General features: G+C 71.9%; 17 protein-coding genes. 8 read left to right on the forward strand and 9 right to left on the reverse strand.

Annotated elements, in window-relative coordinates:
* The first annotated feature begins 29 nt into the window (after positions 1–29).
* Positions 30–968, forward strand: a complete 939-nt coding sequence (locus ACIBCU_RS28135; RefSeq protein WP_399234817.1) for an RluA family pseudouridine synthase — start codon at positions 30–32, stop codon at positions 966–968.
* 12 nt (positions 969–980) lie between these two features.
* On the opposite strand, the gene ACIBCU_RS28140 is transcribed toward ACIBCU_RS28135, so the two are convergent.
* The 3 genes from ACIBCU_RS28140 to ACIBCU_RS28150 form a co-directional block, all read right to left on the reverse strand.
* Positions 981–1,610 (reverse strand): MBL fold metallo-hydrolase, encoded by a 630-nt coding sequence (locus ACIBCU_RS28140; protein WP_399234819.1) that lies wholly within the window; start codon positions 1,608–1,610, stop codon positions 981–983.
* Positions 1,610–2,695: an S-(hydroxymethyl)mycothiol dehydrogenase gene (locus ACIBCU_RS28145; RefSeq protein ID WP_362937692.1), complete on the reverse strand. Its 1,086-nt coding sequence runs from the start codon at positions 2,693–2,695 to the stop codon at positions 1,610–1,612. The genes ACIBCU_RS28140 and ACIBCU_RS28145 overlap by 1 nt, the downstream gene beginning before the upstream one ends.
* Positions 2,696–2,770: 75 nt before the next feature.
* A complete protein-coding gene (locus tag ACIBCU_RS28150) occupies positions 2,771–3,472 on the reverse strand; it encodes an FCD domain-containing protein (protein ID WP_362937689.1) in 702 nt (233 codons plus the stop codon).
* Positions 3,473–3,616: 144 nt separating this feature from the next.
* Between ACIBCU_RS28150 and ACIBCU_RS28155 the strand changes: the two genes are divergently transcribed.
* Complete coding sequence (locus ACIBCU_RS28155; RefSeq protein WP_362937686.1) at positions 3,617–4,126, forward strand: gluconokinase; 510 nt, start codon at positions 3,617–3,619, stop codon at positions 4,124–4,126.
* A gap of 11 nt (positions 4,127–4,137) precedes the next feature.
* On the forward strand, positions 4,138–5,535 hold the full coding sequence (locus tag ACIBCU_RS28160; protein WP_362937683.1) for a gluconate:H+ symporter: 1,398 nt from the start codon (positions 4,138–4,140) through the stop codon (positions 5,533–5,535).
* A gap of 6 nt (positions 5,536–5,541) precedes the next feature.
* On the opposite strand, the gene ACIBCU_RS28165 is transcribed toward ACIBCU_RS28160, so the two are convergent.
* The 4 genes from ACIBCU_RS28165 to ACIBCU_RS28180 form a co-directional block, all read right to left on the reverse strand.
* Positions 5,542–6,207, reverse strand: a complete 666-nt coding sequence (locus ACIBCU_RS28165) for a cytochrome b/b6 domain-containing protein (RefSeq protein WP_362937680.1) — start codon at positions 6,205–6,207, stop codon at positions 5,542–5,544.
* Positions 6,149–6,814 (reverse strand): molybdopterin-dependent oxidoreductase, encoded by a 666-nt coding sequence (locus tag ACIBCU_RS28170; RefSeq protein WP_362937773.1) that lies wholly within the window; start codon positions 6,812–6,814, stop codon positions 6,149–6,151. The genes ACIBCU_RS28165 and ACIBCU_RS28170 overlap by 59 nt, the downstream gene beginning before the upstream one ends.
* Before the next feature lie 137 nt (positions 6,815–6,951).
* The gene (locus ACIBCU_RS28175) at positions 6,952–8,520 is read right to left on the reverse strand and encodes an APC family permease (RefSeq protein WP_362937677.1); all 1,569 of its coding nucleotides are present in this window, start codon (positions 8,518–8,520) and stop codon (positions 6,952–6,954) included.
* 36 nt (positions 8,521–8,556) lie between these two features.
* Positions 8,557–9,519, reverse strand: a complete 963-nt coding sequence (locus tag ACIBCU_RS28180) for a hypothetical protein (RefSeq protein ID WP_362937674.1) — start codon at positions 9,517–9,519, stop codon at positions 8,557–8,559.
* 241 nt (positions 9,520–9,760) lie between these two features.
* On the opposite strand from ACIBCU_RS28180, the gene ACIBCU_RS28185 reads away from it, so the two are divergent.
* Positions 9,761–10,186, forward strand: coding sequence for an ASCH domain-containing protein (locus ACIBCU_RS28185; protein WP_362937671.1), 426 nt, complete (start codon positions 9,761–9,763; stop codon positions 10,184–10,186).
* Positions 10,187–10,266: 80 nt separating this feature from the next.
* On the opposite strand, the gene ACIBCU_RS28190 is transcribed toward ACIBCU_RS28185, so the two are convergent.
* The gene (locus tag ACIBCU_RS28190; protein WP_399234824.1) at positions 10,267–11,922 is read right to left on the reverse strand and encodes an FAD-binding dehydrogenase; all 1,656 of its coding nucleotides are present in this window, start codon (positions 11,920–11,922) and stop codon (positions 10,267–10,269) included.
* Positions 11,923–12,076: 154 nt separating this feature from the next.
* Between ACIBCU_RS28190 and ACIBCU_RS28195 the strand changes: the two genes are divergently transcribed.
* From ACIBCU_RS28195 to ACIBCU_RS28210, 4 genes are read left to right on the forward strand one after another with little or no spacing between them, the layout of a single operon-like run.
* Positions 12,077–12,994 (forward strand): DMT family transporter, encoded by a 918-nt coding sequence (locus ACIBCU_RS28195; RefSeq protein WP_399234826.1) that lies wholly within the window; start codon positions 12,077–12,079, stop codon positions 12,992–12,994.
* Positions 12,981–13,514 (forward strand): NUDIX domain-containing protein, encoded by a 534-nt coding sequence (locus tag ACIBCU_RS28200; RefSeq protein ID WP_362937661.1) that lies wholly within the window; start codon positions 12,981–12,983, stop codon positions 13,512–13,514. Before ACIBCU_RS28195 ends, ACIBCU_RS28200 begins: the two co-directional genes overlap by 14 nt.
* Positions 13,511–13,906, forward strand: coding sequence for a DUF202 domain-containing protein (locus ACIBCU_RS28205; RefSeq protein ID WP_362937658.1), 396 nt, complete (start codon positions 13,511–13,513; stop codon positions 13,904–13,906). The genes ACIBCU_RS28200 and ACIBCU_RS28205 overlap by 4 nt, the downstream gene beginning before the upstream one ends.
* Positions 13,903–14,217, forward strand: coding sequence for a DUF202 domain-containing protein (locus tag ACIBCU_RS28210; protein WP_362937655.1), 315 nt, complete (start codon positions 13,903–13,905; stop codon positions 14,215–14,217). Before ACIBCU_RS28205 ends, ACIBCU_RS28210 begins: the two co-directional genes overlap by 4 nt.
* A 13-nt stretch (positions 14,218–14,230) precedes the next feature.
* On the opposite strand, the gene ACIBCU_RS28215 is transcribed toward ACIBCU_RS28210, so the two are convergent.
* On the reverse strand, positions 14,231–15,166 hold the full coding sequence (locus ACIBCU_RS28215) for an NADP-dependent oxidoreductase (protein ID WP_399234829.1): 936 nt from the start codon (positions 15,164–15,166) through the stop codon (positions 14,231–14,233).
* Positions 15,167–15,535 lie beyond the last annotated feature (369 nt).

Below are 15,535 nucleotides of genomic sequence, written 5' to 3' on the forward strand. Positions count from 1 at the left end.
GCGCGCCTCCGAAGCCCCCGTAGCGGCCGATGAGGGGACGCGGGAAGCCCCCCGCAGCCCCGCTCCCCCAGCGGGACGGGATCGGTCCGGTGCGGGTGAGGATGCCGGAGGATCCCGACGGGCTCTGGGGATGCGTCCGGGACCACCTGCTGGACCGGTTCGCGGGGGCGATCGGTGCGCAGCGGGTGGACGCGATGCTCGCCGAAGGGCGGTTCGTCGGGGCGGACGGCGGTGCGGTGGAGGGTGACGAGCCGTACAGGGCGGGCCGGTTCCTCTGGTTCCACCGGGATTTCGCACCTGAGGAGCCGGTGCCGTTCCCGGTCGGTGTGGTGTACCGGGACGAGCACCTCGTGATCGCGGACAAGCCGCACTTCCTCGCGACGACCCCGCGCGGGCGGCATGTCACCGAGACCCTGATAGCCCGGCTGCGCAGGGAGCTGGACCTGCCGGAGCTGCAGCCCGCGCACCGGCTGGACCGGCTGACGGCGGGCCTGGTGCTCTGTGTCGTACGGGCCGGGGACCGGGGCGCGTACCAGACGCTGTTCCGGGACAGGCTGGTGCACAAGGAGTACGAGGCGGTGGCTCCGTACGATCCGGAGCTCACGCTGCCGCGCACCGTGCGGAGCCGGATCGTGAAGGAGCGCGGGGTCATCGCCGCGCGCGAGGAGCCGGGGACCGTGAACAGCGAGAGCCGGATCGGACTCGTCGAGCACCGGGGCACCTTCGGCCGCTACCGGCTGGTGCCGGCGACCGGCCGCACCCATCAGCTGCGGGTCCATATGAACGCGCTGGGGCTGCCGTTGGTGAACGATCCGGTCTATCCGGTGGTGGAGCCCGAGCCGGAGCACGTGGACTACGGGCGGCCGTTGCAACTGCTCGCGAAGGTCCTGGAGTTCACCGACCCGGTCACGGGTGAGCCGCACCGCTTCGAGAGCGGGCTGCGGCTCTCCGCGTGGCCGGACCGGTGAGCCCCGCCACGCTCAGTGGCCGCGGTTGATCCAGTCCTCCAGCTGCGGGGCCTCCGCGCCGATGGTCGTGGAGTCCCCGTGTCCGGTGCGGACCTCGGTCTCCGGGGGGAGGGCGAGAAGCCGGTCCCTGATCGAGTCGATGATCGTCGGGAAGTGCGAGAAGGACCGTCCCGTGGCGCCGGGCCCGCCCTGGAAGAGGGTGTCGCCGGTGAAGACGGTGCCCAGCTCCGGGGCGTACAGGCAGACCGCTCCCGGGGCGTGGCCCGGGGTGTGCAGGACCGTCAGCCGCGTTCCGGCGATCTCCAGCTCCTGACCGTCGGCCAGTTCGGCGTCGGGGGCCCGGTGGGGGTGGGTCTGCTTCCAGAGCGGCAGGTCGTCGGGGTGCAGCAGGACCGGCGCGCCGGTCGCGTCGGCGAGGGCGGGGGCCGCGTCGATGTGGTCGTTGTGCGCGTGGGTGCAGATGATCGCGCGCAGCGTGCGGCCGCCGAGTGCCGCCTCGATCGCCGCGGCGTCGTGCGCCGCGTCGATGACGACGGCCTCGGTGTCGTCGCCGACGATCCAGACGTTGTTGTCGACGTCCCACTCGCCGCCGTCGAGGGCGAAGGTGCCGGAGGTGACCAGGTGGTCGATGCGGGCGGCCATCAGAACACCACCACCGAGCGCAGGACGTCACCGTCGTGCATCCGGGCGAAGGCCTGCTCGATCTCGCCGAGCTGGATGGTCTCGGTCACGAAGGCGCCCAGGTCCAGGCGTCCCTGCTGGTGCAGGTCGATGAGCATCGGGAAGTCACGCGAGGGCAGGCAGTCGCCGTACCAGGAGGACTTGAGCGAACCGCCGCGCCCGAACACGTCGAGGAGCGGGAGTTCGAGCTGCATCTCGGGCGTGGGCACTCCGACGAGGACGACGGTGCCGGCGAGGTCGCGGGCGTAGAAGGCCTGCTTGTACGTCTCCGGGCGGCCGACCGCCTCGATGACGACGTCGGCGCCGTTGCCGCCGGTCAGTGCGCGGATGGCCTCGACGGGGTCGTCGGAGCGGGAGTTGACGGTATGGGTGGCGCCCATCTTCTTCGCCGTCTCCAGCTTGCGGTCGTCGATGTCGACCGCGATGATCCTGGCCGCTCCCGCGAGGCGGGCACCGGCGATCGCGGCGTCGCCGACGCCGCCGCAGCCGATGACGGCGACGGAGTCGCCGCGGCCGACCTGGCCGGTGTTGATGGCGGCGCCGATGCCCGCCATGACTCCGCAGCCCAGCAGTCCGGCGACCGCCGGGGAGACCTCGGGGTCGACCTTGGTGCACTGGCCGGCGGCGACGAGGGTCTTCTCCGCGAATGCGCCGATGCCGAGCGCCGGGGAGAGCTCGGTGCCGTCCAGGAGGGTCATCTTCTGCTTGGCGTTGTGGGTGTCGAAGCAGTACCAGGGGCGGCCGCGCAGACAGGCGCGGCACTGGCCGCACACCGCACGCCAGTTGAGGACGACGAAGTCGCCCGGCTCGACGTCGGTGACGCCGTCACCGACGGACTCCACGACACCCGCGGCCTCGTGGCCGAGCAGGAAGGGGAAGTCGTCGTTGATACCGCCCTGCTTGTAGTGCAGGTCGGTGTGGCAGACGCCGCACGCCTGGATCTTGACCACGGCCTCGCCGGGGCCGGGGTCCGGCACCAGGATCGTCTCGACGCGCACCGGCTCGTTCTTCCCCGGTGCGATGACCCCTTGTACCTGCTGCGCCATGCCGTGGTCTCCCATCCCGACTGCCCCGTCATTCCGAAGATCGAACCCGCCCACCGTACCCGGGCGGGGGGCCGCTCATGGGGCCAGTACGTCCAGTTCGTGGAGCGCGCCGACCGCGATCTCCTTGGTCAGCCGTTCGGCCCCCTCGGCGTCGCCCTCGCGTACGGCTTCGGCGAGCCGGACGTGGAGCGTGACGGCGGCCGGATCCGGGTCCTCGAACATGACCTGGTGGTGGGTCCGGCCGGCCAGGACCTCGGCGACGACGTCGCCGAGCCGCGCGAACATCTCGTTGCCGGAGGCGTCGAGGACGATGCGGTGGAAGGCCGTGTCGTGCCGGAGGTAGCCCTCCAGCTGATGGCCCCGCGAGGTCGCGACCATGCCGAGGGCGCACTCCGTGAGCGCGGCGCACTGCTCGGCGGTGGCGTTACGGGCCGCCAGGCCCGCGGCGACGGGTTCGACGGCGGACCGCAGCACGGTGAGGGAGCGCAGCTGCCGGGGCCGGTCGGAGCCGGCGAGCCGCCAGCGGATGACCTGGGGGTCGTAGACGTTCCACTCCTCGGTGGGCCGCACGGTCACCCCGACCCGGCGCCGGGACTCGACCAGGTGCATGGATTCCAGGACGCGGACCACTTCGCGTACGACGGTGCGTGACACGTCGAAGCGCTGGGCGAGCTCGTCGGTGCGCAGTACCTGGCCGGGCGGACAGTCCCCCGCCGCGATCTCCAGGCCCAGGGTGTCCAGCACATGCGTATGGAGCCCCTGAGCAGGTGTGGTCATGCCCACAACCCTACGGGGCGGCCCGAGGGAACAAAAAGTACGACGTTTATGTCACAGCCACTTGAATAAGTCGTATGTAATGGGTTTCAGTAGCGCGACGGACCGATGTCGCGGACCGATGTCGAAGAAGACAGCGAGGCACCAATGAGCACCCCCCACGTCGTCGTGGTGATGGGCGTAGCAGGGACCGGCAAGACCACGATCGGCCCCCTGCTCGCCGACGCACTGGGCGTCCCCTATGCCGAGGGCGACGATTTCCACCCGCCGGCCAACATCGCCAAGATGTCCGCCGGTACGCCCCTGGACGACAACGACCGCTGGCCCTGGCTGGACGCGATCGGGCAGTGGGCGCACGGCCGGGCGGAGCTCGGTGGCGTCGTCAGCAGCTCCGCGCTCAAGCGCTCCTACCGCGACCGGCTGCGGGCCGAGGCTCCCGGTGCCGTCTTCCTGCATCTGACCGGCGACCGGTCTCTCATCGAACACCGCATGGCGGACCGCAAGGGCCACTTCATGCCGACCGCGCTGCTCGACTCCCAGTTCGCCACCCTGCAGCCGCTGCAGGAGGACGAGGCGGGCGTCGCTGTCGACGTGTCCGGCACCCCCCAGGAAATCACCGACCGGGCCGTCGCCGCGCTGCGCCGGCTCGCGAACTAAGGATCACCACCGTGACCAGTCTCAGTGTCGAGATGCTGGCAGCGGATGCCGTCGAACCGATAACTTCGGCCGGTAACGCACAGCTGGGCATCGCCGTACTGGCGGGCATCGCCGTCATCGTCCTGCTCATCACCAAGTTCAAGATGCACGCGTTCCTCGCGTTGACCATCGGCTCACTCGCGCTCGGATCCTTCGCGGGGGCCAACCCGGCGAAGACCATCGCCAGCTTCACCGCGGGCCTCGGTTCGACCGTCGCGGGTGTCGGTGTCCTGATCGCCCTGGGCGCCATCCTCGGCAAGCTGCTCGCCGATTCCGGCGGCGCCGACCAGATCGTCGACACGATCCTCGCGAAGGCGAGCGGGCGTGCGATGCCGTGGGCGATGGTGCTGATCGCCTCGATCATCGGGCTTCCGCTCTTCTTCGAGGTCGGAATCGTGCTGATGATTCCGGTGGTGCTGCTGGTCGCCAAGCGCGGCAACTACTCGCTGATGCGGATCGGCATCCCCGCGCTCGCCGGTCTCTCCGTGATGCACGGGTTGATCCCCCCGCACCCCGGCCCGCTGGTCGCGATCGACGCGCTGGGCGCCAACCTGGGTGTCACGCTGGCCCTCGGTGTGCTGGTGGCCATCCCCACCGTGATCATCGCCGGCCCGGTCTTCTCCCGCTACGCCGCCCGGTGGGTGGACATCCACCCGCCGGAGAAGATGATCCCGCAGCGTCCGTCCGAGGACCTGGAGCGCCGCCCCAGCTTCGGCGCGACCCTGGCGACGATCCTGCTGCCCGTCGTGCTGATGCTGGTCAAGGCACTCGTCGACATCGTGGTGGACGACCCGGAGAACCACGTCCAGCGGGTCACCGATGTGATCGGCTCGCCGCTGATCGCGCTGCTCGCCGCCGTGATCGTCGGCATGTTCACCCTGGGCCGTGCGGCCGGATTCACCAAGGGCCGCCTCTCCAGCACCGTCGAGAAGTCGCTCGCCCCGATCGCGGGCATCCTGCTGATCGTGGGTGCCGGCGGTGGGTTCAAGCAGACCCTCATCGACGCCGGTGTGGGCCAGATGATCCTGGAGTTCTCCGAGAACTGGTCGATCCCCGCCCTGCTCCTCGGCTGGCTGATCGCCGTGGCGATCCGGCTGGCGACGGGTTCGGCGACCGTGGCCACCATTTCGGCCGCCGGTCTGGTCGCCCCCCTCGCCGCCGACCTGTCCACCTCGCACGTCGCGCTGCTCGTCCTCGCGGTCGGTGCGGGTTCGCTCTTCTTCAGCCACGTCAACGACGCGGGGTTCTGGCTGGTGAAGGAGTACTTCGGCATGGACGTCCCGCAGACGATCAAGACCTGGTCGGTGATGGAGACGATCATCTCCGTCGTCGCACTGGGCTTCATCATGCTGCTGTCGCTGGTGTTGTAGCCGGCGCTACTCCTCCGGCTCCCGCCACAGCGGGTGCTCGGAACGGGCCCAGAGGCGCTCGACCGACCCGGTGCGCATGCCACGGCGTGCCTCCGGGTCGGCGAGCGCCTTCGCCATGTGTCCGGCGAGGACGATGCCGATCGCGAGGGCCAGCCAGTCGTGGACGAAGGTCGCTCCCGTGCGCCACACCAGCGGGGCGAGGCCGGTGAACCACATCAGCAGTCCCGTGCCGAGCATGACGAGCACGGCGCCCGCGATCCAGGAGGCGTAGAGCTTCTGGCCCGCGTTGAACTTCCCCGCAGGCCGGGAACCGGGCGTACGGTCGCGGCGCAGGGCGGCCCGCAGCCACCGCCGGTCGTGCGGACCGAACCGGTTGAGCCGGGAGAGGTCGGCTCGCAGGGCCCGGGAGACGAGCCCGGCCAGCAGCGGTGCGGGGACGAGCAGCCCGGACCACTCGTGCACGGTGACCACGAGGTGCCGGCGGCCGACGAGTTCGGCGAGCTGGGGGACGTACAGACAGGCGGCCGTGGCGACGCAGAGCAGTGTCAGCCAGGCCGTGGTGCGGTGCACCCAGCGCTCGGCGCTGGTGAAACGACGCACCTTCGGCCCGTGTTCAGACAGTAGGGGCGTCGTCCCGTCCGTTGGAACGGCCCACCCAGGCGTCGACGTCATAACCCAGCTCCTCCCAGTATCCGGGGCGCACGGAGTCGGTGACGGTGATCCCGGAGAGCCATTTCGCCGACTTGTAGAAGTACATCGGGGCCACGTAGAGCCGGACCGGGCCGCCGTGGGAGTGGGCCAGCGGCTTGTCCTGCATGCGCGTGGCGACCAGGACGTCCGGGCGACGGGCCTGTTCGAGCGTGAGGCTCTCGCTGTAGGCGCCGTCGAAGCAGGTGAAGCGGATCGCCTTCGCACCGGGCCGTACCCCTGCCGCATCCAGCAGCGCCGAGAGCCTGACGCCCTCGAACGGGGTCTCGGGCACGCGCCAGCCGGTGACGCACTGGACGTCGCGCACCATGCGGGTCTGCGGCAGCTCCTTCAGGGTGTCGAGCGTGTACGTCGCCGGGCGGTCGACCATGCCGTCCACGGTGAGGCGGTAGTCGGCGGCGGTCTTCTCGGGCACGGAGGTGGCGACCGAGTAGTAGCGGAAGCCGCCGCCGTTGGGCAGCAGGCCGGTGAGGCCCGTGGGGTCCTTGTCGGCGACGGCGCCCAGCCCGTTCTCCAGCGCGCGCTGCAGAACGGGGGCGGCCGCCACGCCGGCGGCGCCTAGGCCGAGCATCGTCAGGACGAGACGGCGGCCGACGGGCGTGCCGCCGTCGTCGGGAGGGGGACTGTTCACCCGCCCATTCGAACACCCGCGGCCGCCTGTCACCAGGGGCCGCGGGTGTGCGTCACTCTTCCGTAAGCAGTGCGGGATCAGCGCGGGCCCGTGCCGACCTCCGCCGCCTTCTCCAGCTGGAACGCCTCGTTGCCGAGACCGATCCTGGCGTGCACCTCGGGCCTGGTGCGGCGCAGCACCGCCCCGTAGGCCAGGCCTCCGGCGAGGGCCAGGACGATGACGCCGGGCAGCAGCCAGTTCAGCACCGAGCCGGGGCCGGAGCCGACCAGGACGTCGAAGTCCCGGACGGTGAAGACGGCGATGGCCAGCAGGGCGAGGCCCGCGAGCCCGGAGGCGACGAGCCGGGGCGCCTGGGCCCGGCCGGCGCCGCGCCGTACGAAGAACGCGATGACGGCGAAGGAGGCCGCGGCCATCAGCACGATGACGCCGAGCGCCCCGACATTCCCCATCCAGGTGAACAGGTGCAGGACGGGCGCGGTCGGGTCGCCGACCGGGTTGTCGTCGGTGAGGGCGAAGGCGAGCACGATCACGACGGAGAGCGCGGACTGGAGCATGGAGCCGGTGGCGGGCGCTCCGCTCGCCTTGTTGGTGCGGCCGAAGCCCGCCGGCAGCAGCCCCTCACGGCCCATGGCGAACGCGTAGCGGGCCACCACGTTGTGGAAGCTGAGCAGCGCGGCGAACATGCCGGTGACGAACAGGACGTGCAGGACGTCGGTGAAGGTGGCGCCGAGCCGCTCCTCGGTGAGGCCGAAGAGCATCCCCGGACCCTGCTCGACGGACATGCCCGCGATGGACGAGGGGCCTGCGGCGACGGTCAGGGCCCAGGAGCTGACGGCGAGGAACAGGGCGGCGTAGCCCACGGCCAGGAACATCACGCGGGACACGACGATCTGCGGGCGGCTGGTCTCCTCGGCGTACACCGGCGCCTGCTCGAAGCCGACGAACGCGGCGATGCAGAAGCAGAGCGCGGTGCCCAGGCCGGCTCCGGTCAGCGTCTCGGGGTTGAACGCGTGCAGCGACAGGCCCTCGGGGCCGGGCTCGGCGACGGCGGCGATGTCGAAGATCACGACGAGGGCGCACTCGATGACGAGCAGCACTCCGAGCACCTTGGCGTTGAGGTCGATCTTCAGCCAGCCCAGTACGCCGACGACGACCACGGCGACCAGGGCGGGGATCCACCACCGGAGGTCGATCTCGAGGTACGTGGCGAAGAGGCCCGAGACCTCGAAGCCGAGGATGCCGTAGATGCCGACCTGCATGGCGCTGTAGGCGACCAGCGCGACGAGCGAGGCGCCCGCGCCTGCCGTGGGGCCCAGGCCGCGGGCGATGTACGCGTAGAAGGCGCCGGCGTTGTGGACGTGCCGGCTCATCTCCGCGTAACCCACGCCGAACAGCATCAGGACGATGCCGAGGATGACGTAGAGCAGGGGCTGTCCGACGATGCCCATCACCCCGAAGACGGTGGGCATCACCCCGGCGACGACCATCAGGGGAGCGCTGGCGGCGAGGACGGAGAGGAGCAGCCCGGGGGTGCCGAGCCGGTCGGCGCGCAGGGCGCGTTCCTCACCCTTGTAGGTGTTGATCCCGCCGGTTCCGGCGCTCCCGGTCGTGCCGGTCTCGCTCGTATCTGTTCTGCCCGTCGACATGGCGGGGGTGGTCCCTTCCTCGATGACGTACGTGCGTCAGGGGGCACCGAGCGCGAGGGTGCGCGCGGCGATGAATTCGGGGTACGGATCGCGGCCCGCGTACGACCACGGGCCCTCGGTCGCATGGAGGCCGATGCGGTGGAAGATCGCGGCGGCCTCGGCGGGGCGGCCCTCGCAGATCTTCGCGTGGGCGAGGAAGTTGAGGTCGGCGGTGTGTCGGGGGTGGTCCTCGCGTTCCCACTCGAGCCACCAGTCGAAGGCGGCCTTCATCACCTGTCTGGCCCGGCGCCCCGACCAGTGGCCCGAGGCCGCCGGGTCGTCGGACACGGCGCCGGCCGCGGCCAGGACGCGGTAGCGCTCGGCGTGTGCGACGACGGGGAGTACGGCGAGCGGCGAGTCGGCAGGGGCCTGTTCGGCGGCCCAGGCGGCGAAGTCGTACACCTCGTGGAGCGGGTCGCTCTCCGGGTGCGCCTCGGCGAGGCCTGCCGTCATGAGGTGGTGGGCGTGGTGGTGTTCGGGATGCCGGGCGCGGATCTCCTCGAAGTGCCTGGCGGCCGCCTCGTGGGTGCCGTGTGTGCGCTCCAGCGTCATCAGGCCGAGCCAGGGGGTGGGGTCGGCGGGGTCCAGCGCGGCCGCGGCCAGGCACGCCTCGCGCGCCCGGGCCCCCTCACCGGCGCCGGCCTTGGGACGCCGGGCACGGGCGACGGTGGCACAGGCGAGGAGAGTCGTGGCGTCGCGGCTGTCCGGCTCGGCGAGCAGCCAGTCGCGCGCCCATCCGGCGGCGGACGGGACGGCGGCGAGGGCGAGGAGCCGGTGGCCGCGGCGGTCCCAGTCGGTGCCGGTCGCGACGAGCAGCGAGCGGGCCCGGGTCCAGCGGCCCTGGGCGAACTGCACTCTTACGTCGATGAGTTCGCCGTCGTCGAGCGCCAGGTCGAAGGCGTGGTCCGGGCGTCCGCCCTTGCGGCGGGAGCGGCCCAGGGGCGGCGGAGGCGGAGACATCCGCAGGCTTCCTTTTCCACTTCGACATGACACGAGCACATATCGATGCTGTGTGCGAGCAAACGATCGCGGACAGCAAAGCGGTAGGCAATGCTCCGAGTCAAGGCCAGCCCTGCCCCAACTGTGCGCATTTCGCACACAGTTGACCGTGCAGCAGTGGTGGACTGAACCATTCACGCAGTTCGCGAGCACGTACGGCGCTGACGGGTGGGACAGAGGTGACGCGTGCCACACTGCCGCCATGGAGAACCGTGAACCGCTCAAGCCCTTCCTTCTCGCATTCCCCGGGCCTCTGCGCGACCAGCTGGTCGCGGCCGTGCTCTCGGGCGGGAAGGTCTCCACCTCCGGGCTGCTCGCGGAGTACCAGGCGGAGCGGGAGGAGCTGCCGCCGGTGGGCGAGCGGTCCGCGCTCATCGACTCCGCGGGGCGGGAGGTCGCCGTGGTCGAGCTGACGGCGGTGGAGGTGCTGCCGCTGGGATCGGTCGGGCTGCGGCACGCGCTGGACGAGGGCGAGGGGTACACCTCGGTCGCCGGGTGGCGGGCGGGGCACGAGGCGTTCTGGCACAGCGAGGAGATGCGGGAGGCGCTCGGGGACCCGGAGTTCACCGTGGACGACGACACGATGATCGTGGCGGAGCGCTTCCGGGTGGTGGAGCTGCTGGAGTGACCGGCCGGCACCCCTGGGGCTCCGGCTGGAGTGACCGGCCGGCCGCCCCCGGGCTCCTCCGGAGGGGCGGGCAGGGGGCCTCAGCCGGTCGCCTCCGCCGCCGCACGGCCCGCCGTCCGGCCCGAGAAGATGCAGCCGCCGAGGAAGGTGCCCTCCAGGGAGCGGTAGCCGTGGACCCCGCCGCCGCCGAAGCCCGCCGCCTCCCCTGCCGCGTACACCCCGGGCAGCGGGGTGCCGTCCTCGGTCAGGACGCGGGACGACAGGTCCGTCTCCAGCCCCCCGAGGGACTTGCGGGTCAGGATGTTCAGCCGTACGGCGATGAGCGGGCCCGCCGCGGGGTCGAGGATGCGGTGCGGCTTCGCCGTGCGGATCAGTTTGTCGCCCAGGTAGGAGCGGGCGCCGTTGATCGCCGTGATCTGGAGGTCCTTGGTGAAGGGGTTGGCGATCTCACGGTCCCGGGCGGTGATCTCGCGGCGCAGGGCGTCCTCGTCGATGAGGGCTTCGCCGGTGAGCGCGTTCATCCCGCGTACGAGCGCGCCGAGGTCCTTCTCGACGACGAAGTCCACGCCCTTGTCCATGAACGCCTTCACGGGCCCGGGGACGTCGGCGCGCGCCCTGCCGATCACGTCGCGCACGGACTTCCCGGTCAGGTCCGGGTTCTGCTCGGAGCCGGAGAGCGCGAACTCCTTGCCGATGATCTTCTGGTCGAGGACGAACCAGGTGTAGCCGTAGCCGGACCGCATGATGTGTTCGAGGGTGCCCAGGGTGTCGAAGCCGGGGAAGAGCGGCACCGGCAGCCGCTTGCCGCGGGCGTCCAGCCAGAGGGAGGACGGGCCGGGCAGGATCCGGATGCCGTGCTTGTCCCAGATCGGGTTCCAGTTCTCGATGCCCTCGGTGTAGTGCCACATCCGGTCGCGGTTGATGTGGTGGGCGCCCGCCTTCTCGGCGATGCCGAGCATCAGTCCGTCGACATGGGCGGGGACGCCGGAGAGCATCTTCTCCGGCGGGGTGCCCAGCCGCTCGGGCCACTGGGCGCGCACCAGGTCGTGGTTGCCCCCGATGCCGCCGGAGGTGACGATCACGGCTTGGGCCCTGAGCTCGAAGGCGCCCGTGGCCTCGCGGCTGCTCGCGGTGCCGCGCTCGGCGGCGCTCTCCTCCAGGATCTCGCCGGTGACCGTGTCGACGGCTCCGGCCGAGCGCCCGAGGCCGGTCACCCGGTGGCGGAAGCGCATCTGGACGAGGCCCTTCGCGACGCCCTCGCGGACGCGGCGCTCGAAGGGGGCGACGACGCCGGGGCCGGTGCCCCAGGTGATGTGGAAGCGGGGGACGGAGTTGCCGTGGCCGTTCGCGTCGTAGCCGCCGCGTTCGGCCCAGCCGACGACGGGGAAGAACCGCACCCCCTGGGCGTGCAGCCAGGACCGCTTCTCCCCGGCCGCGAAGTCGACGTACGCCTCCGCCCACTTCTGCGGCCAGTGGTCCTCGTCGCGGTCGAAGCCGGCGGTGCCGTACCAGTCCTGGAGGGCCAGGTCGTGGCTGTCCTTGATCCGCATCCGGCGCTGCTCGGGCGAGTCGACGAGGAAGAGCCCGCCGAAGGACCAGTGCGCCTGGCCGCCGACGGACTGCTCGGGTTCCTGGTCGAGCAGGATCACGGTGCGGCCCGCGTCGACGAGCTCGGCGGTGGCCGCCAGCCCCGCGAGTCCTGCCCCGATCACGATCACATCAGCGTCGTACGCCATGGGTTCCATCCTTCGGGGCGGTGCGGGGCGGGGGCGGGCGGGGGCGGGCGAAGTTACTTGTGGGTCAGATCTTCGGTACGGGCCGCTCCCACGTCAACCGTCCGGCGGCGGCCGCCTCACGTCTCCGGAACATCCGCGGGGCTATCGTCGGACCGTGTCCTTGCTGGTACTCCTGCTCTCCGTGGGCGCCGCGTGCTGTACGGGCTTCGGTTTCGTCCTGCAGCAGGACGCGGCTCGCCGCGCACCGCCGAGGGACTTCCTGTCGCCCCGGCTCCTGCTCGACCTGATGAGGGTGCCGAGCTGGCTGGCCGGCATCGGCCTGATGATCTGCGGCATGGCCCTCGGGGCGCTGGCGCTCGGGCAGGGTGAGGTGTCGGTCGTCGAACCGCTGCTCGCCACCAACCTGCTCTTCGCGCTGGCCCTGTCGCGCTACTTCACCGGGCAGCGTCTCGGCCGCCAGGGGTGGGGTGGCCTCTGTCTGCTGGCCGGAGGCGTCACCGCGTTCCTGCTGGGCGGCCAACCGCGCGGCGGCGAGGCGGTGACGGAGCCGTTGCGTCACTGGCTGGTGATCGGCCTGGTGGCGGGACTCGCACTGGCCCTGACCGCCTTCGCCAGACATCCGCGTGCCCCGTGGACCCCCACGCTGCTGGGGGTGGCGGGGGGCCTGCTGAACGGACTGCAGGACGCCCTCACCCGGGTCAGCGGACTGCGGCTGGCCGAGGGCGGGTGGGGGGCGCTGTTCACGGGCTGGCAGCCGTACGCGCTCGTCGTCATGGGCGTGACCAGCCTGATCATCGTCCAGAGCGCGTTCGAGGCGGGGCCGCTGCGGATGTCCCTGCCGGGGCTGACCGCCGCGCAGCCGCTGGCGGGGATCGTCTGCGGGATCGGCTTCCTCGGCGACCAGGTGCGCACGGACACCGGCGCCCTGGCCTGGCAGGCCTCGGGGCTTGCCGCGATCGTGGCCGGGATCGTGCTGCTGGGGCTGCACCCGGCGATGCCGGAGGGCAAGGAGAAACACGGTGCCACGGCCGCCGACCGGTTGATGTTGGATGGACCCCATGACACCGGCTGACGAAATCCTGGACATCGTCGACGAGAACGACGAGGTCGTCGGACAGGCGCCACGCGGCGAGGCCACCGCGCGCGGCCTGCGCCACCGCTGCGTCTTCATCGAGGCACGGGATCCGGCGGGCCGGCTGTTCGTGCACCGCAGGACGGCCACGAAGCTGGTCTTCCCCTCGCACTACGACATGTTCGTCGGCGGGGTCGTGGGCGCGGGCGAGTCGTACGACGAGGCGGCGCTCCGGGAGGCCGAGGAGGAGCTGGGGGTCTCGGGTCTCGCCCGGCCCACCCCGCTCTTCACGTACCTCTACGAGAGTCCTCGGCACAGCTGGTGGTCGTACGTGTACGAGGTGCGCTGCGAGCTGCCCGTCCGGCCCCAGGCGGAGGAGGTCGACTGGCACACCTTCCTGACCGACGCGGAGCTGGAGGGGCGTCTCGGCGACTGGACATGGGTGCCGGACGGGCTGGAGACCTACCACCGGCTGCGGGATTTCCGGGCGGCGGGCGGCCGGGCCGGGGCCTCCGCGTGAGCGATTTCGTGCGGGGACTGCGGCTGTGGTTCGCCCCCGAGCGCATCCGCGAGGAGGGCGACACACCGGACTACCGCTTCTCGCTCGCCAACGAGCGCACCTTTCTCGCCTGGATCCGGACCGCTCTCGCACTCATCGGCGGCGGTTTCGCGGTCGACCAGTTCCTCCCGGAACTGGCGTGGGGTGTCCGTGCCGGCCTGGCCCTCGGGCTGCTGGCGGCCGGGGTGCTCTGCGCGCTGCGCGCCGTCAACCACTGGGTGCGGTGCGAGCGTGCGATGCGGCGCGGGGAGGATCTGCCGGTGTCGCGCTTCCCCGCGATGCTCAGCCTCGTGGTCGCCGTGGTGGCGGTCGCGATGGTGGTGGTGGTCCTCTTCGGCTGGGAGGGCCGGTGACCACTGCCGGGCGCGATCCCGGCCTCCAGCCCGAGCGGACGCGGCTGGCCTGGCGCCGCACCACCCTGGCGTGCACGGTGGTGGCCCTGCTCGCGTTCCGGCAGGCGCTGCACCACGGGGCGACCGGGGCCGGGGTGCTCGCGGTGGCCCTGAGCCTGCTGGCCTGGCTGGGGTTCCTCGTGGTGGCGCACCGCCGGGTGACGGGCATGGGGTCCGCCGGGCCGCCCGCCGCGCTGTCGCCGCGCCAGGTGCTGACGGCGGCGGCCTGCACGGTCGCCCTCGCGGTGTTCGCCGCCGCGACGCTGTTCTGAGGGCCGTGCGGCCTCAGTCCTCCCAGGCCACGGCGACGACGATCTTGCCCCGGGTGCGCCCCTCCTGGTTGAGCCGGTAGGCCTCGGCGGCCTGCTCCAGGGGGAAGACCCGGTCGACGTGGACGGAGACGATGCCCTGCTCGGCGAGCCCGGCGAGGTGGGCGAGGTCGGCGGCGTCGGGCCGTACGAAGGCGTAGCGCCCGCCGTAGGAGAAGACCTCGCCGTCGGCGATGGACGCGAGCCGGCCCTCGGGCGCGAGGCTCTCGGCGGAGATCCGCAGGGCTTCCCCGCCGACCGTGTCGAACGCCGCGTCGAAGCCGTCGGGGACCAGGTCGCGGAGGCGGGCGGCCAGCCCGTCGCCGTGTTCCACGGGTTCGCCGCCCAGCCTCCGTACGTAGTCGTGGTTGTGGGGCCCGGCCGTGCCGACGACCCGGCAGCCCGCGTGCCGGGCGAGCTGGACGGCGAGCGAACCGACCCCTCCGGCGGCCGCGTGGACGAGGACGGTCTCGCCCTCCCGGACCTTGAGGGTGCGGTGCAGCACCTGGTGTGCGGTGAGGCCGCACAGCGGCAGGCCCGCCGCCTCCTCGAAGCCGACACTCAGGGGCTTGCGGGCGAGGGTGCGCACGGGTGCGGCGACGTACTCGGCGAAGGTGCCGCGCGAGAGGAAGTCCTCGCGCACGTAGCCGATGACCTCGTCCCCCACCGCGAACTCGTCCACGGCGGCGCCGGGCTGGACCACGACACCGGAGACGTCCCAGCCGGGGATGACGGGGAACACGGCCTCCAGCCCCGCCTGGAGGTAGCCCTCGCGGGCCTTCCAGTCGACGGGGTTGACGGCCGCGGCCCGCACCTTCACCAGGACCGAGTCGGGCCCGACCTTCGGGTCGGGCCGCTCGCCGTACTCCAGTACGTCGGCCGAGCCGTACCTGCTGTAGCTGATCGCCTTCATGCTCCGACGATCGGCGCGCCCCGGGGTCCCCGCAACTCAGGCCGTGACCGCCTCGAAGGGCGGCAGCGGCGTCCGGGGGCCGTGTCCCGAGTGCCGGAGCCCGATGAGGAACACCGTGGTCGTCTCCAGATACGCGGCCCGGTCGAGCCCGCCCACCGGCAGGGGGACGCAGCCGAGGTCCCGGACCAGGGTCCCGGCCGTCTCCAGCGCGCCGTCCCCGTGAGCTCCGTACGGAGACGCTGGAGCCGATCGAGGCGCTGGGCCGCTGGTCCGCGACGTACGGGGACGCCTTCGTGGAGGCGCAGGGCTGGGACGACTGACCCGGACCGGGAGCCGGAGATCACTTCTCGGATTCCGGGAGGACACTGG

It is taken from the genome of Streptomyces sp. NPDC051064, assembly GCF_044455985.1.
Lineage (GTDB): Bacteria > Actinomycetota > Actinomycetes > Streptomycetales > Streptomycetaceae > Streptomyces.